A 20,867-nucleotide genomic window follows, 5' to 3' on the forward strand; every position below is an offset into this window, starting at 1 on the left:
TTGAACGAACCTATTTTGACAGGAGGCATTTCCAATGAAAAGAACCGAACAAAGCGGGGAAAGAAACAGCTGGAGTGAAGGAGCCGTGAGGGTAACGACCGCAGGCACCGAAAGCACAAGGGTTACGATTATCGGCTTGGGTCCGATGGGGCAGGCTCTGACCCAGGCCTTTCTAAAAGACGGCCATCCTGTGACCATATGGAACCGGACAGCCGGGAAGGCAGACCGTCTTGTTATGCAGGGTGCTGTGCTGGCAGATACCGTTCATAACGCTATCGCTGCGAGCCCGCTTGTCATCATCTGTGTGCTGGACTACAACGCGGTGCACGCGATTCTCAGCCCCGCTGAAAATGTCCTGAAGGGACGGACTCTGGTAAACCTTACTGCCGATTCTCCTGAACGATCACGCCAAATGGCCGCCTGGGCTGCCGAGCATGAAATCAGCTATCTTGACGGAGCGATCATGACTCCAACGCCGACCATTGGTACGCCTGCTGCCGTTATTCTGTACAGCGGACCAGAGTCCGTCTATCAAACCCATCAACCCTTGCTGGCGAGCTTGGGCGGCACGGCCTCTTATCTTGGCGCAGATCCGAGCCGGGCAGCGGCATACGATGTAGCCCTGCTCGACTTCTTCTGGACAACCATGGCCGGCTATGCCCATGCGCTCACCCTGGCCGGCGCCGAGAACATTGCCCCTGGAGAATTTGCGGCTTATGCTCAGGGAATCATGGCCATTATGCCTGATATCATCAATTACTCGGCAAAACATGTAGAAGAAGGACACTATCCGGGCGACAAATCGAACATCGCATCGGCCGCGGCAGGTATGGAGCATATTATCCATGCGGCGCAGCATCACGGGATGGATATCAGCGTTCTGAGCGCTGCCAGGGCCGTTGCGCTGCGTGCCGTCGATGCAGGCTACGGAGCTGACGATTTCTCGCGCTTGACGGAACTGTTACGGAAACCGACTGTGTAGCCGGCCGCTGAAAAACAGGCTCCAGTCCTTCATATGGACCGGAGCCTGTCATTATTTTGAAGCTCCCATATGCTCCATTAAGTTCAATCTTTGTTTTTCCCGCATTTTTGAGGTTTGTCTTTCCAGCCGCTCTTTCACGACTTCCAATCCGCTAATTTGTCTGTTGATTTGATCCAGCTTCGTTTGATAGGCGTCCAGCATCTCTTCACAAAATTCGTAATCGTCAGGAGTGCTGACCTCGCCTTTCAATATGTCCTCGATTTGCTCCGTTGTCAGCCCCAGACCCAAATAGAGCTGGATGATTCGTATACGCTCAATGGCAGATTCGTCGAACTCCCGATAATCATTGTCAAGACGGGCAGCGGCGATTAATTTTTTCTTCTCATAATGCCTGATGGATCGGGTGCTTGCACCTGTCCTTTCAGACAATTCGCTTATTTTCACTTAAACGGCCTCCTTCTGCTTCGCCTGAAATAATAAATCGTATCAAAGCTCTGCTTCTGACATCAGCACTTCAGTTTCCCGTGATGAATATTTGCCGTCTCCACCTGGATCGTAGTGTGTTCAATATGAAATTTATCCTCCAGCACATGGATGGCATTTTGCAAAATGTCCTGACTGTCCTTCCGGTCCTCAATCAGAACATGGCAGCTCAGCGAATCAAAACCGGAAGTAATGGTCCAGATGTGGAGGTCATGCACATCCTTAACCCCATCGATTGCGAGCAGCGTTTCTCTAACTTCGGATTGATCGATAGCAGTCGGGGTTCCTTCCATTAATATGTGAAGCGTATGGCTGATAACCCCCCATGCGCTTTTCAGGATCAGCACGGCGACAAGAATTGATATGATCGGATCTGCAATGTACCACTTGAATGCCATCATCAGAACTCCCGCCATAATCGCGCCCACGGAGCCCAAAGCATCGCCGAGCACATGGATATAAGCGCTGCGGAGATTGACGTTGTTCTTCACATCTCCTGAACGCATCAGCGCAAAGGCGCTTCCGACATTCGCGAGGAGCCCGATTGCCGCGATAAGCATCATTGGCCCGCTTGCCACCGTCGGCGGGCTGCCAAACCGCTGGATGGCTTCCCATACGATAAAGGCCGCAATGACAAACAGTGCAACACCATTGAAAAGCGCAGCCAGTATTTCAAAGCGGTGGAAGCCAAATGTCCGCTTCGAAGACGAGGGTCTCGCGGCAAACCACAGCGCAACCAGGCTTAGCGCAAGGGCACTGGCATCGCTGAGCATATGACCTGAATCGGACAAAAGCGCCAGGCTGTTCGTAACAAGTCCCCCGAAAAACTCCAAAAACATGATGCCGACCGTAATGGACAGCGCGATCGCAAGTCCTTTTTTATTGCCCGCTCTGGCGTGGTTGTGATGGTGGCCGTGATGTCCATGGTCATGGTCATGGCCATGATGATCGTGCGCATGGTGGGAATGGCTGTGCATGGCAGTCGTCTCCTTTGTAAAAGTTCAAATGATCGCAGTGCTTTTATTATTTTCTACATATGAGCATGTATTCATATAATATTATGCTATTATTTCCCTCAGTGTGTCAAGTACTGTATATTTAGAAGAAACAGCAGCAGCCGTCTTTTGGCGGCACCGCATATGCTTCAGCAATATAAGCAAAAAAACACCGCCGTCGCGATGCCTTTTCAGGGCGGTACTCATCATCGTCATCGATATGCTTTAAAAGGCTTTATAACAGGATCTCATCAATCTTACGTGCTATCATTCCAGCACCTTTACCGATATTGCCGATTATATGAGCATGTATTTTTTCTTTCGCATACACGGATGATTGCATGATGACTCCAGGATCGCTGCCCATAACATAATATTTGAAAACAGCATTATCATATATTGATATCCATACACCATATCCATAATACGTGTGCTCGTCTTCTTTTACATGAGGCGTCAGTAATATAGGAGTATATTCAGAGGATAGAAGCTGATTATTCATCAATGCCTCCCAAAACCTGACCAAATCATAAACCGTAGTAAATGCTCCCCCATCAGGTCCGCCTTTAACTGGAACTGAATACATATTAGTCCTCCATGCTTGATCATAATCTATATACCCGATTGCCGTTCGTTCAGGCAGCTGATCCATTCTAAAATATCCCGAGTCCAGCATCCCGCACTGTTGAAATATATTCTTCTCAACATACGTTGTAAAATCCATCCCCGTCATGTTCTCAACAACCAGACCTAATAATATATATCCTGCATTACTATATGAAAAGTGATCGCCAGAAGAAAACTTCATGGGTCCATTCTGGAACAAAGGCAAAAAATCCTGAGGCGATTGAATGCTGTACATCGGCAATACCTTCCACAATTCCTCATAATCATTCATAACCTCTTCATCAAAATAATCCGGTATTCCTGAAGTATGGGTTAAGAGATGGTGTATGGTAATGTTCGGATCAAAATTTGGAAAAGGGATATGAATGCAATCTCTCAAATGTGAATCAAAAGATAAAATTCCATCCTGGACAAGCTGACAAATCGCTACAGCAGTAAAAATTTTACACCCTGATGCCATCCCGAACCTTGTATTCATTGTATTTTGGATTTGCTCGGACCGGTTCGCATATCCAAATCGCTGTTCAAAGATTTTTGTTTTATCCCTGACCAATACTGTTCCTGAGAATGGCAGGGTTTCATTATGCTTCTTCAGAATTTCTTCAATTTTCGAAAAATTCATGGAACCTCTCCTTTCATTTATGCGCTGCTCACACATCTGCAGGACAAACCAGTCCATCTATCATACTTTTCATTATAATCTGACTGCCCACAAATTGGTAAATATGAATTATAATTGAGTAAGGCCCGGCTTCCAGCATAAATCGATTTTTAAACGGCTGAGTGCCAATTTTTTTATTTATATTTAATATTTCAATGTTACACTCTTACTGTAAAGTGATGCCGTCACCACCTGATAATTGTAAAATACCAAGGAGGAATCATTGATCATGAAAATCGTTGTAGCAGGCGGAGACGGATTTTGCGGATGGCCGACGGCCCTTTATCTATCGGCCAAGGGGCACGAGGTTACGATCATCGACAATCTGAGCCGCCGCAAATGGGACGAGGAGCTCCGCGTAGATTCGCTGACGCCGATTGCACCGATCGAGAAGCGTATTGCCCGTTGGGAAGAGCTGACGGGCCGTTCGATCGGGCTTTATGTCGGCGATTTGAATCATTACGATTTTCTCAGAACAGTGCTGCTTCAGACGAGGCCTGACGCTTTCGTTCATTTTGCGGAGCAGCGTTCCGCCCCCTATTCCATGATTGACCGGGAACATGCGGTGTTCACCCAGGTGAACAATGTAGTGGGCACCTTAAATGTGATTTATGCGATTAAAGAAATAGTACCGGATTGTCATATTATTAAATTAGGCACGATGGGAGAATACGGAACGCCGAACATCGATATCGAGGAAGGCTACATCAAGATTTCCCATAACGGGCGTGAGGATCTTCTTCCTTATCCGAAGCAGCCCGGCTCCATGTACCATCTCTCCAAGGTCCATGACAGCCACAACCTTATGTTTGCCTGCAAAGTGTGGGGACTGCGGGCCACCGATCTGAATCAGGGCGTCGTGTACGGTCTGCATACCGATGAGACCCTGCTTGATCCGCTGCTTGCCAACCGCCTGGATTATGACGGGGTATTCGGCACGGCCCTTAACCGTTTTCTGATTCAAGCGTCCATCGGGCACAATCTGACCGTATACGGAAAAGGCGGCCAGACGCGGGGATTCCTCAACATCAGGGATACCGTTCGATGCATTGAGCTTGCCGCGGAGAATCCGGCCGATACCGGAGAGTTCCGGGTATTCAATCAATTCACGGAGGAATTCTCCGTCCTGGAGCTTGCCGAGATGGTCCGCAGAGTTGCGCATGACGAAGGAATCCATGTTCAGGTTGCGCATCTTATGAACCCCCGCGTCGAGAAGGAAGATCACTATTATTTCGCGAAGAACACCAGGCTGAAGGATTTGGGACTGGAGCCGCATCTGCTGTCGGATGAAGTGCTGCGGGGAATTCTGAGGACCGCCTTGGAGCATAAGGACCGCATTATGGTCGATCATATTCTGCCGAAGGTGACCTGGAACTAAAGATAGGGAGTCTATGCCGATGAAAATCGTCATCATTACCGAAACGTTTCTTCCCTCTACGGACGGAATCGTTACCCGCTTGTGCGCGACGATCCGCTGGCTGCGGGAAAACGGGCATGACATCACCGTTATAGCGCCGGACCTGGGCGTCTATGATTTTGAAGGAGTCCGCGTGGAAGGGATTCCGGCGCGATATTTCTTTCTCTACCGGAGTAAAAAATTGGCGATGCCAAACCGCAAGGTAGGCCGTCTTCTGCGCGAGCTTCAGCCGGATCTGGTCCATGTGGTCAATCCCGCCGTGCTGGGCGTAGCGGGAATTTATTACGGCCGCCGGCATCGTCTGCCTATGATTGCCTCCTATCATACTCAAATTCCGAAATACGCGGATTACTACCGTCTGCCTTTCTTGAAGCCCGTCTTGTGGTGGTGGTTCCGGACGCTTCATAACCGTGCCCATCTCAATCTGTGCACCTCGCAATCCGTGCTGGACGAGCTGACCGCCAAAGGCTTCCGCAGCGTTCAGCTGTGGAAGCGCGGCGTCAGCTCGGATGAATTCGGCCCGGACCACCGTAATCACGATATGCGGGATTTATTATCGAATGGACAGCCCGGAAAGACCATCCTGCTGTATGTAGGACGTCTCGCGGCGGAGAAAGAGATCGAGCGCATTCGGGAGGTTCTGGAATCTTCACCCCGGTATTGCCTGGCTCTCGTCGGAGACGGCCCCCACCGGGCTTCTCTGGAAGCTTATTTTCAGGGAACGAATACGACCTTTACAGGATTCATGCATGGTGAGCAACTGTCTCAGGCTTATGCCTCTTCAGATATGTTCATCTTCCCATCCACAACCGAGACGCTCGGACTTGTGATTCTGGAGGCCATGGCTTCCGGACTGCCGGTTATCGCAGGAATTAGCGGACCGACATGCGAACAGATCGAGGATGGGGTGACAGGACTGCTCTACGATACCGGGCGTCCGGGGGGACTCACTGAAGCGGTATCCAGAGCGGCGGACCCGGAACTTCGTGAACGGATCTCCGGCAGCGCCAGCAATGCGGCGCGCCGTTTCGGCTGGTCCGAGCCTTCTGCTCAGCTGTTGAATTATTATCAGCATGTCTTGAAAGAGCAGAAAGAAACAGCCGGAGGTGCCGGCCGCAGGGAGCTTGCCGATGAGGATGCCTAGCTGCTGAGTGCAATGGCAGTCTGATCTCTAAGCCTTTTGCAGATACAGCGTGTTCAGCCGGAATCCCTGCGGCACACCGCACACAAAAAACAGAGCAGCCAAAATCCGGCTTGCTCTGTTTTTTTAATCCCTTATATTCAGCTCGCCGCATTCTGCAGATTAAGCTGTTTCCTGTAGACAACCCTCGAAATTGTTATGCTGATTTCATACAGCAGGAATAGAGGGATGATTACGATAACATCCGACAGGATATCGGGAGGGGTGATGGTAACGCCCACGATCAAGAGAATAAAGTAGGCCATCTTTCTGGCCTTGGCCAGGCGCTCGGGATTAAGGATGCCGAGCTTGGTCAGAAACATCACAGCTGCCGGCATCTCAAAGAGCAGGCCGAATGGAAGAGTCATATGGATCATAAATCTGAAATATTTCTCAGCCGTATACATGGTGTCAAAATCCGCCTTAGCCATTTCATTCATGAAATGCAGCACCATGGGAAACAAAATGAAATACCCGAAGCTAAGACCAATGATAAACAGCAGGCTGATGCCCGGAATAAACCATAACGTTGAGCGCTGGATATTGGGCGGGATCGCGGGCTGGAGAAATTTCCAGGTCTGGTAGGCGGCTGCAGGCAGGGTGACAGCAATGGCTGCAACGCCTGTAATCATCAGATAAACCCAGATTACGTCGGATGGACCAAGCACCACCAGCTTCTGATCCAGATTTCTGACCAGCCACTGGTAGATATCCCGGACATAGATGAACGCTGCTGCCATAGCTGCGAGAAAGGTGATCGCCGTCCGGATCAAGCGGGAACGCAGCTCCTCCAGGTGCCCGATTACATTCAGATCGTTTGGATTGCGCATTATTTATTCTGCGGTACAGAAGGCTGCACAGGATCGGCATCCCTCTGTTTCTCGTCTTCTTCCCCGCCAACCAAATTCCTTGTCGCTCCTTTAAATTCGCTCAGCGTGCGACCGAAGGCGCGGCCAAGCTCGGGGAGCTTGGATGGTCCGAAGATAATAAGCGCGATAATTAGAATCAGGACCAAACCGCCAATACCAATGTTTCCGAAAGGCATATTATCCCATCTCCTTCACATTATTTCCCAAGCTTGAAGCCGCTTATCGCCACCACAGCAGCGCGAGCCTTGGGGTCGCCGCTGCGATGCGGCCAGCGGCTTGTCGGCTTCTGCAAATCTTTCGTTTCTTCTCCAGGATGCTGGATAGACAGAAACAGGGTCTGCTCGTCCGGTGTGAAGAACGGACCTGTCATTTCGCTTTCCACTGGAGCTGAGGCGAATTGAAGCGCAATGCCTTTGCTTGGACCTGAAGTCGGAATGACGAACAGGCCGTTGTTCATAAAGGATTTGTATACGCCTTTGTTTTGGCTGGTACTGGAAATGTCGGTTACCACCCAGAGATCCCCGTCTGAATCGAATACCAGGTTGTCCGGCGAGCTGAAGCCCGATTGTCTGCCGCCGGCGGCAAAGATCTCGAAATCAAAGTCAAGAGCGCCAAGATCGTTGTTCGCTTCGAAAATTCTGGTAATGTGACCATGTATGTTGCCATGATTATCATTATTCGTGTGTGCGATAAACACCGTGTTATCGAACGGAGAAATTTCGATATCCTCGGGACGGTCTGTCGGCGTTCCCCCTACCAGCAGAGACGCTTCCTGGCACAAGGTAACGACATCGCCTTGCGTTTTGAATTTTGCCTGGATATCCGCTTTGCCTTCAGCTGCTTTTAATACCCCATCCAGCGTGATAGGAATCCATTTGCCCGTTTTCAGGTTTGCGACATATAGAGTGCCGGATTCCAGAAGAGCGGAGTTCGACCGGCCTTTGGATTTATCGAATTTGCCTTTGCTGATGAATTTGTAAACGCAGGCGTCTTTCACATCGTCTCCCATGTATACAACTACACGTCCGTCTGCCGCAAGCCCCATCGCGGTATTCTCATGATTGAACCTGCCGAGGGCCGTATGCTTCTTCAGATATGTTTTGTCGAAGGGATCGATCTCAACAACCCATCCGTAGTGAGTCGAGGGCAGCTTGGACACTTCGGCGGTATCCGCATAGTTCTCTTCGCAGGAAAGTGCCGTGTTCCAAAGCGTCACGCCGCCGGAGCAGTTCGCGAACGTGCCCTGCGCGGTTGTCGCGCCGCCAAGCGCCGCTGTCCCCCTGGCCGGTCCGGTCAATTCAAATTTAGTGAAGCCATTGATGCGGCGGGCATGCTTGGACTTGGTATCCATCCTCCACGTTCCGTTCTCATCGCGGTAAATTTCGATGACAGACATTCCCTGGTAATAGAGGTTCTTCTGGACTTGATCGGCTGTCATCTTGCCGTCTTTGATCAGGCCGATGCTAAATACGCCCGTATACTCGTGATTGTTCACCAGAAGGCCGCGCACATTCGAGCCTTCCAACGGGAAGAAGGCATTGTAATCGGAGCCGTCACCGAACTTTTCGCCGGCCGGGTTGATGACATCGTCCATGGCAGCGATTACATCGTATTTGAAGCCTTGGGGAAGAATCAATTTGTCTTCTTTGGAAGGAGAGATCGGCTCAAAGTAACCGCTGACCTTATTTGTTTTAAATCCGAAGAGATGGCTGGCGGACGAAGATGCGGCATTTACTTTGCTATCCAGCGTCCCGAGTCCCGTTGATGCAACTGCCAGAGCCGCTGCTCCTTTTCCAACATAGGATAAGAATGTTTTACGGTCGATATTAGTATTCAACGCATTCACTCCTCCAAAGAATTGATTAGACCTAAGTAAAACTATACTTCTGTTTTGTAAGAGGAAGGTTATCTCCATGTGGTAAATATGTAAATGTTTGGATTGGTTATCACTTAAAGTGAAGACCAGGAGATCGGTTTTTTTGTATAATTAAAAACCACTGGCGTTAAAATCCACCAGCGGTCCTCAAGGGCGTAATCTATACATTATTCACTCGGTTTTATAAGCTTTATGAACGGACCTCATCGAATATTTATTGGTGATTTTTGCCCGAAGGAAGGGAATCACCCACCGGTCGAATCCGAGCTTTGCCGCGTTCGAAGACGCCGCAAGAATCAGGATTTCCAATAGAACCATTTGCGGCCCTGTGCTTGTAGTTCCCGAAAACAGATAAGAGAAGTTCATAACTATCCCCATCAACGCGGCAATTGAAGTAAACATGCCAATTATTAATCCAAGCCCGACTAAAAATTCTCCCCAAGGAACCAGAAGATTAAATAGACCCGCATTCGGGATTGCAAAATAATTCAGAAAGTCAGCCCACCATGGCTGTACGGCGGGGTTATCACCGTTCGAATGATTGACGGCGGCTCTTAGAAATCCGGTTGCGTCAAATTTCCCGCCGGAGATCTTGTCCCATCCGGAAGCTAACCACTGCCAGCCAAGATATATTCGAATAATGGTCAAAAGACAGGAAGCCATGACACTTTCTCTCCAAAATTTAATAATCATACCAAAACCTCCCCGCATGTTAATTGGCTATTGTTCCCTGCGCATACCGCGTTTAAGTCGACTCGTTAAGCAGCCCTTATCTAAGTAAACGACATAAATACAGAAGCGGTTTGATCGGGAAAAAGCTCCCCTATTTTAAGCAAAGGCTTCATGCGACAACCTATCAGAATACGGGCAACTGAAACCGTAAAGGGAAGAGCTCCGAAGAACAGGTTTTTGTCGACATTCCGGCGAACAGCGGCTTGGCTGTTCGCCTTTGCTTTTTCGTTAACCGAATTCTCGTAAAGTATCTATATTGGGACAAAAAAAATGACAAGCCGGATCGTTGGATTCGACTTGCCATTATATGAATTTGGAGTACTGTCTTATTGATCCTGATTCATCAGGGCATTTGCGTCGCGAAGCAATACATTGGCCGCATCGACGGTAATATGCTTGTTTTTTTGCGCTTGAACATGTGAGATGAAGCTGTCGAGAGAACTGTGCTCCAGCTGCTTCAGCAAACTGTTTTCGATGCCGCCATTGTTAATCCATCCGGTATCGGCGAATCGCGTCACCAGCTCTTTCATGGAGGCGATGCTGGCGGCCGTCTGGAACTCGACCGTTGCATGCGATGTATTGCCGGCCAGATCGGTTGCCGTTACAGTCATAGTGTGCGCGCCAAGCGGCAGCGTGTACAGTTGAATCGACATTTCCTGCGGTACAGTTTGACCATCCACCGTAACTGTCGTAAGGGTGGTATCAACCCCGGCCAACGCATCGGTCACATTAAATTGCGGCGTCAGCCCGGCTGAATCGGCGTAAACTTTGCTTTCCGGCTCCGTTACCTGGATTGCCGGGGGAGTCGTATCCTGGATCGCTTCCGCGGATAAGCTCGCTTCCCCATAGCCGTCTGCCTGCTTCCAGTTATCCATCGTGCCGCTCCACATGAGAACGCCGGTGCGGCCGCTGCCTGTATCGTCGTCATTCGCACCGATATCAAAGCCTATTTTCATATTCGCGCCCGGCGTCACGCCGAAGGTGCTCCACGGGATCGCCATTTCGGCGGTATAGCCCGTATCCGTGATGCTGGACTTCGCTATTACGCCATCGCTGATTCTCCACGAGGTAACCGTCGTGTCCCCGGGTCCGACCGCCAATTGACTGTCCTTGGCGTCGTCCCAGCCGTTTCTCCCGTTGGCCATGTCCACGTAAACCTCCACGCCATCGTTGCCGAAGGCATCCTGACCGGAAATAACGCTGGCATCCGTTACATCAGCTCCGACATACAGGTATTGATCGTCCCATAGCAGACCATACTCCAGCGTATTATTCGAATCTCCGGGCAGGGTAGCGTCGTGAATGGACCGGGTTACGCTGTCAGCCAGCACGCCCGCCCAGCTCGCATCATCCAGCTTCCCGTCCAGTTCCGGCGCCGCGGACGTCCGGTGCGCGGAAGTCTGCAGCGGCTCGTTGTACGCAACATGCAGGAGCTTGGAGTCGGTGTGTCCGCTGCCATCGTCCGCAGCAACAGATATTTCATTGTTGCCGGGAGCGAGTGTCACCTGTGCGCTGAATTTGCCCGCGCTGACAGCCTCCGTAAGCGCTGCGCCTCCATTCACTTGAAGCTGCACCGACTGCGCATGGGTAACACTGCCCGAAATCGTATAGGAATTGTGAGTAACAGTCCCATCCGCCTGATCGAGCGTAATGACCGGATTCGCCGCGTCTGCCGGGTCAACAGGCCATGTTACATGGCTAAACTGCGCGGTGGTGTACTTGTTATACTGATCGTCGGTGCCTCCCACGGCAAACAAACCTGCCGTCAGCTCCGGCGAACCGGCGTCCGCCCAGCCCCAGAAGTCTCCCTGCGTGAATGGCGTCCAGTTCGCGCCGTCTTCAGAGGAATAGGCGGCGATGCTCCATGGATTCGGTCCTCTTGTTATTTTCATCCATACCGGTAGAGTTACCGGCTGCGAGGCAACATTGTCGGAATAGTCGCCGCCCTTGCGGAAACGTCCCACCAGCTGGCCGTCCTGCACGAAAATATTGGCGTAAGCGGCATTCAGGGCCGTGCTCGTCCGAATCTGGATACCGGCCATGCCGTTCGGATTCTCCACCGTCATCGAATCCAGCTTGGCCACGATTGAGAAATTGCCCTTCAGCCCCATTTCGTACGTATAGCGCATCGCGTCCGGCGCCGACCAGAAATTGTAGCCCGAGCCTCTTAGCGTATATACGCCGCTGCTGTCAACCGTCGTACTGCCCGCATTCGCGGTTAATATATCCTGACTGATAATACCCGATGCCGACTGGAAGTTCGCGGTAATCGTCTTGTCCGCATCCATTGTAATATCGGCCGGATTCGCCGTTCCCGTCAAGTCGCCGGTCCACCCGGTGAAAATATAGCCGGTTTGGGCGGTTGCCGTCAGCGTGACGGTACTGCCTTCCGTGTAATTGCCCGTTGCCGGACCCGCGGTGCCGCCTTCGGTCGCGTTCAGCGTAAGCGTATGGGTCGGGATTAGAGAGAAATTGGCCGTGATCGTTTTGTTCCCGTCCATCCCAACCGTTGCCGGATTTTGCATTCCCGTCAGATCGCCGCTCCAGCCGTCGAATACATAACCGCTGTCAGGCAAAGCCTCCAGGGTTACCTGTTCCCCTTGCTCGTAGGCCGCTTTCTGGGGGCTTTGCAGCACCTGCCCGCCGCTTGCATCCACATCAAGCGTATAGGTCGGGGCTGCTTCGTAATGAGCCGTGACCGACTTGTCCCCATCCATCGTAAGGACAGCCGGATTGTCCGATCCGCCAAGATCGCCGCTCCAGCCCGTGAAGCGGTAGCCGCTGTCCTGAACTGCGCGAACCGTTACCGCTGCGCCCTCGTTATAAACGCCCCCCGGAGGGTCAAAAATGAGGGTGCCATGATCACCGCCGCCGGCAAGCGTATGAGTCGGCACCGCGGTAAATTCCGCCGTAATCATTTTATCCGCATCCATGGTGACTGCCAGCGGGTTGGCCGTGCCCGCCGCGTCCCCGCTCCAGCCGGTAAATTTGTAGCCAAGATCCGGCGCAGCGCTCAGGCTGAGCGGAGTTCCTTCCACGTACGATCCACCGGATGGGCTGATCCTGCCGTGCTCCGCCGCCGTCGTCAGCGTATGCAGCGTCGTGGGAATGAGAGGCAGAATCGATGCCGCATTCCGCGTCGCAATAAGGGTGACAAATTCATTGGTCGTATTCCAGGTGTCGGTGTAGCGGTACAGGGCCGGATAATCGGACAGAGCGGGGTACTGGTTGTTCACCCGCGCGCTGTTCCAGGCATCGTTGAAGTAGCTCGGGAATTTGCCGTCCTGCAGATCGGCGTTCGGAATTCCCGGAACCATCTCCTTCCAGCCGTCATTGCCCGCTTTATACTGCGTCCACTCGTATTGCGAAATTTCATGCGTCAGCCAGTGCGGGCTGCGCTGCGGATTGCCGAGCCCGCTGATGTAGGAGTTGCTGAGCGGGTTGGAACCGAGCAGGTAGTTCCAGGTCTTGACGATCTGATCCCGGTATTTGTCATCATGGCTTACGCCGTATGCCATCATCATCGGGAAGGCAATCTGGCTGCCCGAGAAATACCAGCCGACCTGTGAATACGTATCGTCGACCATCGGCACGCCGTACGGCTGATCATGCGACGCGCTCATCGCCGTATCCGCCCAGTCCAGAATCGCGTTGTACGCGTTCTGCCGGACCGTCGCGCTCAGATTCGTATCCTCGTAGAGGGAAAGGAACACTTCCATCCACGGTCCTTCATTGACCCAGCCCCACTTCTTCTGGGCCGAGCCGAGCGGGGAAGCAGGCATCTCGCTCGTAATCCAGTCCAGATACTTGGACTCTCCCGTAATTTTGTGCAGGTTGGCTGCCGCAATCAGCATTTCGTCCGACCAGGTATGCGGACCTTCGTCCGTAAAATGATCATCCTCCGGCTTCCAGAAGCTCGCGTCGTCCTTATGGGTTTCGAACGCATTGAACGCCCGAAGGGCCGCCTGCTTGTAGCCTTCCATCCTGTCAGGGAAATACTGCTGCATGAGCGGCGAATTGTAGGCCATCGCCAGAGCGCCCGCACCATAAAGCGTCTCCGCCTTCAGCGGACCGTGGGCCACATCGAAGAAGATTCGGCCTGTCTGGCCTTCAGGCGGCGTTCCCTGCTCGTAACCGTCGCTCGCCGGATGGATATACGCGGCAAGAGCGCCGTCTTTAGCCGTGTTCATCACCGCTTTGTCCAGAAAATCCAGCTCGTAGACCAGTTCGTCCAGATAATCGGGGATTCCATTGCCTGACTCGGGAATTTCCAGAGATTCCCCCTGCGCCTCAATCTGATCGGGGAACAGATTAGCCGACGAGAGCATGGTGCTGACCGTAGCGGCAACATTCCACGGATATTTGCCTCTGTCTCCGGCATCCATATGTCCGCCTGTCAAGTCGACATGCTGCCCTGTCGCTTCGTCGATAGCATCGTCCAGATGTGCGGCGGGGCGGTTCCAATGCGTGACGTTCGGGTCGTCCAGCCCGTGATCGCCGTCGCGCTGCATCGTAATGCCGCGCGTCAGTGTATAGCCGATAGCATCCTTGTAAATCGAGCTGCCGATCTTAAAGGAATAGGAGCTGCCGACGCCCGGGATATACAAATGGTATTGTCCTTCCGCATTGAAGGAAGAAAAATCGAGCGAATAGAGATCGCTTTTTCCCCATTTCTCATCCGCTCCCGCTTCGTCGAAATGAACGCTCCCGGTGTAGACCGCAGCGCCAGTGCTTTCGTCGATCACCTGGAACGCCGGCGTGTCCGCGAAGCTGATTGAGCCTTGTCCCGTCCACCAGGACAGATACGCCACCTTCGGGCCGTCCGTGATATATCCGACCTGGTTCACATGAATGACGTCATTAGGCACGGAAGGATCGAAGGTTGTCGTCATGGGATCAACATCGACTACGGTCGGATTGACCGTTACCTTGTAGGTCTTGCCTTCCTTCAGCTTTTTGGAAGCAGGGAGCTTCAGATAGATCCGGTAAATCTCGTTCAGGTGAGCGACATTGGAGCTGCCGAGCGAGTCGCTGTAGGGGCCGTCCTCCGGAAAATATCTGTTGTTGACGAGAATCGGTGCAACCGGAACGGAAAAATCCGGATCGTCGCTGCTCGTAATGGAATAATGGCCCGTATTCGAAACATGGCTCGCATTGTATGGCTTCTCACGCAAATAAAGCTGTATCCAGCCTGAATCGACGACGCTTGCCTGCGCGGCGGTCAGCACCTTCTCCACCATACCGCGTTCGTTCAATGCGAATGCCTGACCGGCCATTGCCGATGAAAAGACCGCGATCAGGGTAAGGATTACCAATAACCGCTTGTACCTTCTGCGCTTTAACGGATACATAATATAAGTTTCCCTCCTTCAATATAGTGCCACGGCAGCCGGCTCTTCCCTCTTCGCTGCAAACCCTCTTCTTACGCTGTCTGTTGTAACTCCGCTGCCTAAACATGAACAAGCGACCTTACGATTCAACGATGATAGGGCGTTCTTCATCACCTCCCCGGCGAGTAATCTGTTCCATGAATATCCTCCCCGGCAGGGAGAATTCCGGTTACTTGGGATGGATATAGACGGTCTCCTGCCCTCCATCCCATTTCACCACAAGCTCCAGAGCAACATTGGCGGCTGCCGTAAATTGCGGCCGCTCCGATCCCGAGGCGCGTTTCGAACAGGACAAATCAATCAGACCCTCGCGCCCGAAGGGATATTGCGACACGCCGTGAGCCTCCAGCAACCGGATGTCCCACACGAGTCTGGCTTGACGGGCATCGGGCTGAAGGCCAAAAATATATTCAAACAGGACGGCGATAGGCGGCAGCCCTCCCCATCCAACGAAATCCGGCTTTGCCGGATTTCCCGGCGCCGCTTGCTCAGGCGCATAATTTTCCCATAGGGTCCCTGTCGTCTTGAATACGTCCACGACCTGATCGAGATGGTTCCGGGCGATCTCCTGCGCAAGCGTCTCATAGCCGGATTGGCGAAGGCCCCGCAGCACCATATAATTCGTCGGCGTCCATACGGCTCCCACCCAGTAATCGCCGGCCGGATTGTACGCCGGATGATCCGCTGACAATGAAGGCACACGGTGCGGCCGGTTGAACGCAAGAGGATCGGCAAGATGCCGGATAAAACGATCCAGTCTGTTAAGCGGGACGATTTCGGCCAGCAGCGCCCAATACGCGCCGATGTTTTTCAAGCCGGTGAGCTTCCCATCCGGCTGTTTGTCGTAATAATATGCGGTGCTCTCATCCCACAAGCAATCATTGACAAAATCGGCCAAACGAACCGACTCACCGGCTATGTCCTGAATGTCCTGTTCTCTTCCAAGTACAGACGCCATGGATATCAGCAGCTTCGCGGCAAAAAGCTGAAACAGGCAGCTGTCGCACCAGACCAGATGGTAGTGGAAGAAGTTGTCCTTCTCCAGACTTGCGCTCCCCGGGAGTCTTGGCAAATTGTCGGCGGAGCCCGACCAGCCATTGGCCCAATAAGTGCCGTCGGGCCAGGTCCGGTAATTTCTCAGCCAGCGGTGATAGGCAACCAGAACGGGAAATACAGCAGCCAGGCGTTCAACATCCGACGTAGTCCGAAAATATTCCCACTCGGCCCAGGGCATGACATTAGGTCCCGTGCTGGACGGATCGAAGCGGTGAAATACGTCCGTTCCATCCTCCTCCCGAATTTGCCGGCAGATGAAACCGTCAGGATGCTGCTTGGCATAGAAGTTGTCCAGGGTACGCTGAAAGTCAAACACGCGCCGCCCGTAAGCAGCAAACAGGACAATAAAGCTGCTGTCGTACATAAACAGATCATCATTAAATGCGGTATCGATATAATTCGCTATGAATCCATTGTCCTCATTCGCCTGACGGAGATGCCCGAACGCGAGTTCCCAGGCTTTCCAATACGTCCTGATTGCGTCCTCATGTCCTTCCCAGAATGGCTGGGGCAGTTTGGAGGCTGAATCCGCGAATGAGGGAAGCTCACTGTGCTCCAACCTCATCCGCAGAAACCGATTTTCATTGACCAGCTCACTTGTGACGTACCTGTCATAATAATTCACGGCTACCGGAGCCTCCTTCAAAGGTTACTTTCTTCAGCAGTTGGCTTTGTTCCCTATCTATTAAAATTTTAATTCCAGCAGATTATCCATTCAATTCAAATATCCATCGAAAGATTATGGTAAGTATGACAGTTGGTTCAAGCAGATGGTGATTGATATAAGCATTTTTGATACATATCTATATAAAATGAAAACGGGGGCCGAACCATCATGGCCCAGTTGGTGTATTCAAGGCTTGTCAATAAAAAAATACGACTGAACAAAAGTTCAGCCGTTGGTTCAATTCCTGTATAAAGTCCCTTTTTCAAAAAACACCGTTCCCCAAGACACTGGAACAGCCTCCCCTTGCAGAGCTTCTGTGCGTTCAATTTCCTTTCAATCTCCAGGCCTCTGAAAGCAGTTCGCCGTTTATGCCCGCAGCGGCCAATGATCCCATTGATGCCGCCGTAATCGCCTGATACAGCTCCGTAGCCGCGTCGCCGGCACTATAGACACCCGGCACGTTTGTTTTGCCTGAGGCATCGACGATGATCGCCCCCGCTTCCGTGGCCTGACAACCCAATGCTTGCGGCAAGTCGGATCCGGGAACGAGCACAGGCGCAAAGAATATTCCTTTGCATGGAACGTCATTGCCATCCTCCAGCATGACCCGCTTCACCATACCATCGCTGGATTCGATATGCTTGATCGGCGAGTCAAATACGGGAATCTGATGCTGCTTAAGCTCCCCGCGTTGTTCATCCGTCCATTCATCAGGTCCGTTGGTGCAAATTGAAAATTGATTCGTCCATCCCGATAACATTTTAGCCGAATGCAGCGCCCTGGCACCCTTGACAATCAGCGCAAGCGGCTGGTCCCGCAATTCCCAACCATCGCAATAAGGGCAGACAAAGGCACTTTTGCCATATACCTCTGCTAACCCGTCAATTTCGGGAGGGAGGTCCTTCATGCCTGAGGCAAAAAGCAGTTTTTTGCTCCGATAAGCTGCTCCCTGGGCCGTTGCGATATGAAAGTCCCCATCCGTTCCCGTGATCGTTACCGCTGTATCCTCCGCGAAGTGGATGGAGGGATAGACGCTGATCTGCTCCTTCGCAATTTGCCTGAATTCGTGAGGACGGATGCCATCCCTGGTTAGAAAACCATGAATTTCGCGGGTAACCCGATTGCGCGGCCGTCCATCATCAATAACAACCGCGCTTTTTCTCGCTCTTCCAAGCACAAGTGCTGCGCTTAACCCGGCAGGCCCGCCGCCAATAATCCCTACATCGATAAGCTTCTCCATGATAGCCTCCCTTTGAGATCTTGATGATCCGCAATACGATTCACCTGCAGCAAAAAGTCCCACTATTAACTTCCCGCTCATATGAAGACTTAAAATATCCATAATATCTATATTAGTCTCAAAAAAATAACCATTGCTTATAACTGCAATGTTATTTTCTTTGGCCGAAACGGTTCAATGAATCATTTAGCTTCGGCATTTATAGACTTTATATATCTATAATAGATCTAATAAGCATCCTCGTCAAGTTTTGCTCTGTTCGGGGCAAATCTTTTTAGAAAAGTAATAAAAACCGCTATTATTGCGCCTCCTAGAATCAACCAGCCGAACCAGTCTCCCCATCTGCTGTAAAGCGTCTTAAGCGGCGAAACAGGAACGTCGGCAACGACGGAGGCATCCTTATAATCAAAAGTTGATTGCTCCGCCAATATCCGGCCGTACCTGTCCGATACCGTTACCAGCCCCTCCTTGGACGGGCGGACTACGGCGAAGCCATTTTCGATCCCCCGAACGATGGCCATCCGGGAATGAATCCGCTCGGATCCTTCCCAATCCCATGCCGGCACCAAAAGCATTCCGACATGCTCTCTTCCATACTCTCTAATCGTTCCCGGGAAATCCATGTCCTTGCAGATGACTGTGCCTATTCGCCGGTTAAACCCGTTAAACCGCGCCGTTTCATGCCCGGCAACGAACCCGTCTTCCAACCCGGAAACCAAATGAATTTTGTCGTAGTCCACAATCTTTTTGCCGTCAGGGGAGAAGATCCATGATTTATTATAGATGCCATCCTCTTGCTTCAGCTTTACGCCGACTTCCAGGAAAACCTGGTTATCCGACGCCGATTTGGAGAATATCTCCTCCATCTCTTGTTGATCGGCAGATGCTACAAAAACCAACTTCTCGGGAAGAACAACAAGCTTGGCACCCTGATCCGCCAATTGCGCAACATGGTTTACATATTCCTTTATAAATGCGGTATTCTTGCCTGAATCTATCGATTCCTCGAAGGGAACCGTATAATTGGAAGCCGTCAACCCTACCCTCACGGCTTCTTCGGCATGCGGAGTCTGAATACGGAAAGTCCCCCACCCCGCAGCTGCCAGGATGCTCAGAATAAGAATAGATGCTCTCATCGACCTGGCCCGGTTCCAATCTCTTTGCCTTAGAAGGTAAGCGATGCAGGCTGGAAATAGACAAACAAGAAATACGATGCCATATATGCCGGATATCGACGCATTCTGCATCAGGAACAGATAATCCGTTTGGGTATAAGCCAAGTTGCCCCAAGTACCTTGGGGAGAAAACAGCGCAACCACGAACTCGAACGCCGTCCAGCCTATGGGAAATAGCCAAACAATCGTCGTTTTGCGTACCCAGACCATGATCAGGGCAAAAACCAAGGCAAACAGCAGATGATATCCCAGGAAAAACGGAACCGACACAACAAAGCTCTCTGCCTTCCACCAGCTCATGCTTCCTGACCAATAACTCAGCACCGAACCCATGAACAAGAATCTGCCGGACAATCCGGGACCGATCACCATAATGGGAAGCGGGGCAAACCAGGCCAGCCAGCCGTAATCTCCTGAAAAATAGAAGCACACTGCGGACAACAAAAATGCAAGCAACAGATACACGGGTTTATACATAGTCTCACTCCTTGCTTTACAGCTTAGAGGAACCGGATACTGTTCACTTGACAATTCTTGCTAATGTAAGCCTTGGAATTTTACCTTTTTTGGACAGGAATATGGATATCAATGACCCGTCCACCCTCAGGATCAAACCGATAAAGCTCCAGTTCCGGCCCATATACAAGCTCAAACTCGGCCTCCGAAAGCCAATTTCCGACCATGTACTTAAACAAATGCGGCAGATCCGCAAGAGAGCCCCAGTGGGAACAAACGGCATAGGTTCGTTTAGGTATGCTGAACACTTCCCAATTACCGGGTAAGCAGTGTGGATGCGCCAGATCCGTCAATAGACCTGCCAAATAATCGAAGCGTGTTCCGCCTGTCGGAATAATCACTCCGGCCTGCTCCTGGTGAAACTCTACCGCAGGATGAATGGACCTCCATAAACATTCGATTTCTTTTTGATTGTGCTCCATGCTGAATGACGCAGATATATTCAGACCCTTCAGGCGTAAACCGGAGACTTGCAGTGAATTCAGGGAGATTATGCGGACATCGGGAGTTGTGGGGAAGGAGGCTGTGGAAAACAATTCGTTATCTGTGAAGGAGAGCATGGGGTAATGAAAGGTTGACAATCCGCGAATCCGGTATTGCTCCGGCGTTATTCCGGTCACCTGCTTGAAGGAACGCGTAAACGCTTCATGACTTGCAAAACCCAGCTCCACCGCAATTTCAATGATCCGTTTATTCGATTCCAGCAATTCCATGGCCGCTATGGAAAACCGGCGTTTCCTGATATACACTGCCGCGGGCTCCCCTGCCACCATACGAAAGAGCCTGTGGAAATGCCAGGGGGAGATATGTACATGCCCAGCTGCAGTTTTCAGCGATAATGGGTTAAACAGATTATCTTCGATAAATAGAATGGACCTCTGGATCATGTTAATATAGCTCATCTGGCACACCTCCGGCTTTGCAACTTCGAAATACATGCGGGAAGGGCTGCTTCACGAAAGCGGTGAATGTCCTGCTGAATGCCCCCGGGCTCGGAGCTA

The 20,867-nt window shown here is 51.6% G+C and carries 15 protein-coding genes; 3 read left to right on the forward strand and 12 right to left on the reverse strand.

Going from position 1 to position 20,867, the window contains the following annotated elements; all coding sequences use genetic code 11:
* The first annotated feature begins 34 nt into the window (after positions 1-34).
* Positions 35-982, forward strand: coding sequence for an NAD(P)-dependent oxidoreductase (locus ACFOLF_RS07595; protein ID WP_210037841.1), 948 nt, complete (start codon positions 35-37; stop codon positions 980-982).
* A 51-nt stretch (positions 983-1,033) separates the two neighbouring features.
* Here ACFOLF_RS07595 and ACFOLF_RS07600 read toward each other — a convergent pair whose 3' ends face one another.
* The 3 genes from ACFOLF_RS07600 to ACFOLF_RS07610 form a co-directional block, all read right to left on the reverse strand.
* Positions 1,034-1,426, reverse strand: a complete 393-nt coding sequence (locus ACFOLF_RS07600; protein ID WP_210037842.1) for a MerR family transcriptional regulator — start codon at positions 1,424-1,426, stop codon at positions 1,034-1,036.
* 62 nt (positions 1,427-1,488) lie between these two features.
* Positions 1,489-2,442, reverse strand: a complete 954-nt coding sequence (locus tag ACFOLF_RS07605; RefSeq protein ID WP_210037843.1) for a cation diffusion facilitator family transporter — start codon at positions 2,440-2,442, stop codon at positions 1,489-1,491.
* Positions 2,443-2,695: 253 nt separating this feature from the next.
* Positions 2,696-3,709 carry a serine hydrolase domain-containing protein gene (locus ACFOLF_RS07610; RefSeq protein ID WP_210037844.1) on the reverse strand — a complete coding sequence of 338 codons (1,014 nt, stop codon included), beginning with the start codon at positions 3,707-3,709 and terminating at the stop codon, positions 2,696-2,698.
* A gap of 268 nt (positions 3,710-3,977) precedes the next feature.
* On the opposite strand from ACFOLF_RS07610, the gene ACFOLF_RS07615 reads away from it, so the two are divergent.
* On the forward strand, positions 3,978-5,126 hold the full coding sequence (locus ACFOLF_RS07615) for an NAD-dependent epimerase/dehydratase family protein (RefSeq protein ID WP_210037845.1): 1,149 nt from the start codon (positions 3,978-3,980) through the stop codon (positions 5,124-5,126).
* A gap of 19 nt (positions 5,127-5,145) precedes the next feature.
* Positions 5,146-6,309, forward strand: coding sequence for a glycosyltransferase family 4 protein (locus tag ACFOLF_RS07620; protein WP_210037846.1), 1,164 nt, complete (start codon positions 5,146-5,148; stop codon positions 6,307-6,309).
* A 137-nt stretch (positions 6,310-6,446) separates the two neighbouring features.
* Here the strand turns inward: ACFOLF_RS07620 and tatC are convergent, their stop codons facing one another.
* From tatC to ACFOLF_RS07665, 9 genes are all read right to left on the reverse strand, one after another.
* Positions 6,447-7,175, reverse strand: coding sequence for a twin-arginine translocase subunit TatC (gene tatC, locus ACFOLF_RS07625; RefSeq protein WP_210037847.1), 729 nt, complete (start codon positions 7,173-7,175; stop codon positions 6,447-6,449).
* Positions 7,175-7,390 carry a twin-arginine translocase TatA/TatE family subunit gene (gene tatA / locus ACFOLF_RS07630; protein ID WP_210037848.1) on the reverse strand — a complete coding sequence of 72 codons (216 nt, stop codon included), beginning with the start codon at positions 7,388-7,390 and terminating at the stop codon, positions 7,175-7,177. The genes tatC and tatA overlap by 1 nt, the downstream gene beginning before the upstream one ends.
* Positions 7,391-7,410: 20 nt before the next feature.
* Positions 7,411-9,051 (reverse strand): PhoX family protein, encoded by a 1,641-nt coding sequence (locus ACFOLF_RS07635; RefSeq protein ID WP_379114030.1) that lies wholly within the window; start codon positions 9,049-9,051, stop codon positions 7,411-7,413.
* A 210-nt stretch (positions 9,052-9,261) separates the two neighbouring features.
* Positions 9,262-9,783, reverse strand: a complete 522-nt coding sequence (locus ACFOLF_RS07640) for a DoxX family protein (protein WP_210037850.1) — start codon at positions 9,781-9,783, stop codon at positions 9,262-9,264.
* 365 nt (positions 9,784-10,148) lie between these two features.
* Complete coding sequence (locus ACFOLF_RS07645) at positions 10,149-15,173, reverse strand: InlB B-repeat-containing protein (protein ID WP_210037851.1); 5,025 nt, start codon at positions 15,171-15,173, stop codon at positions 10,149-10,151.
* Between the two features lie 208 nt (positions 15,174-15,381).
* The gene (locus ACFOLF_RS07650) at positions 15,382-16,893 is read right to left on the reverse strand and encodes an MGH1-like glycoside hydrolase domain-containing protein (protein WP_210037852.1); all 1,512 of its coding nucleotides are present in this window, start codon (positions 16,891-16,893) and stop codon (positions 15,382-15,384) included.
* A gap of 364 nt (positions 16,894-17,257) precedes the next feature.
* Positions 17,258-18,175 carry an NAD(P)/FAD-dependent oxidoreductase gene (locus tag ACFOLF_RS07655; protein WP_210037853.1) on the reverse strand — a complete coding sequence of 306 codons (918 nt, stop codon included), beginning with the start codon at positions 18,173-18,175 and terminating at the stop codon, positions 17,258-17,260.
* 227 nt (positions 18,176-18,402) lie between these two features.
* The gene (locus ACFOLF_RS07660; RefSeq protein ID WP_210037854.1) at positions 18,403-19,827 is read right to left on the reverse strand and encodes an apolipoprotein N-acyltransferase; all 1,425 of its coding nucleotides are present in this window, start codon (positions 19,825-19,827) and stop codon (positions 18,403-18,405) included.
* A gap of 80 nt (positions 19,828-19,907) precedes the next feature.
* Positions 19,908-20,804: a helix-turn-helix domain-containing protein gene (locus ACFOLF_RS07665; protein ID WP_379219431.1), complete on the reverse strand. Its 897-nt coding sequence runs from the start codon at positions 20,802-20,804 to the stop codon at positions 19,908-19,910.
* Positions 20,805-20,867: the final 63 nt, after the last annotated feature.

This window comes from Paenibacillus sepulcri, from assembly GCF_042647105.1.
GTDB classification, from domain to species: domain Bacteria; phylum Bacillota; class Bacilli; order Paenibacillales; family Paenibacillaceae; genus Paenibacillus_Z; species Paenibacillus_Z sepulcri.

Coding starts and splice junctions, on each gene's coding strand:
- ACFOLF_RS07595 (WP_210037841.1), top strand. CDS start 35: ATGAAAAGAACCGAACAAAGCGGGGAAAGAAACAGCTGGAGTGAAGGA.
- ACFOLF_RS07605 (WP_210037843.1), bottom strand. CDS start 2,442: ATGCACAGCCATTCCCACCATGCGCACGATCATCATGGCCATGACCAT.
- ACFOLF_RS07610 (WP_210037844.1), bottom strand. CDS start 3,709: ATGAATTTTTCGAAAATTGAAGAAATTCTGAAGAAGCATAATGAAACC.
- ACFOLF_RS07615 (WP_210037845.1), top strand. CDS start 3,978: ATGAAAATCGTTGTAGCAGGCGGAGACGGATTTTGCGGATGGCCGACG.
- ACFOLF_RS07620 (WP_210037846.1), top strand. CDS start 5,146: ATGAAAATCGTCATCATTACCGAAACGTTTCTTCCCTCTACGGACGGA.
- tatC (WP_210037847.1), bottom strand. CDS start 7,175: ATGCGCAATCCAAACGATCTGAATGTAATCGGGCACCTGGAGGAGCTG.
- tatA (WP_210037848.1), bottom strand. CDS start 7,390: ATGCCTTTCGGAAACATTGGTATTGGCGGTTTGGTCCTGATTCTAATT.
- ACFOLF_RS07640 (WP_210037850.1), bottom strand. CDS start 9,783: ATGATTATTAAATTTTGGAGAGAAAGTGTCATGGCTTCCTGTCTTTTG.
- ACFOLF_RS07645 (WP_210037851.1), bottom strand. CDS start 15,173: ATGTATCCGTTAAAGCGCAGAAGGTACAAGCGGTTATTGGTAATCCTT.
- ACFOLF_RS07655 (WP_210037853.1), bottom strand. CDS start 18,175: ATGGAGAAGCTTATCGATGTAGGGATTATTGGCGGCGGGCCTGCCGGG.
- ACFOLF_RS07660 (WP_210037854.1), bottom strand. CDS start 19,827: ATGTATAAACCCGTGTATCTGTTGCTTGCATTTTTGTTGTCCGCAGTG.
- ACFOLF_RS07665 (WP_379219431.1), bottom strand. CDS start 20,804: ATGTATTTCGAAGTTGCAAAGCCGGAGGTGTGCCAGATGAGCTATATT.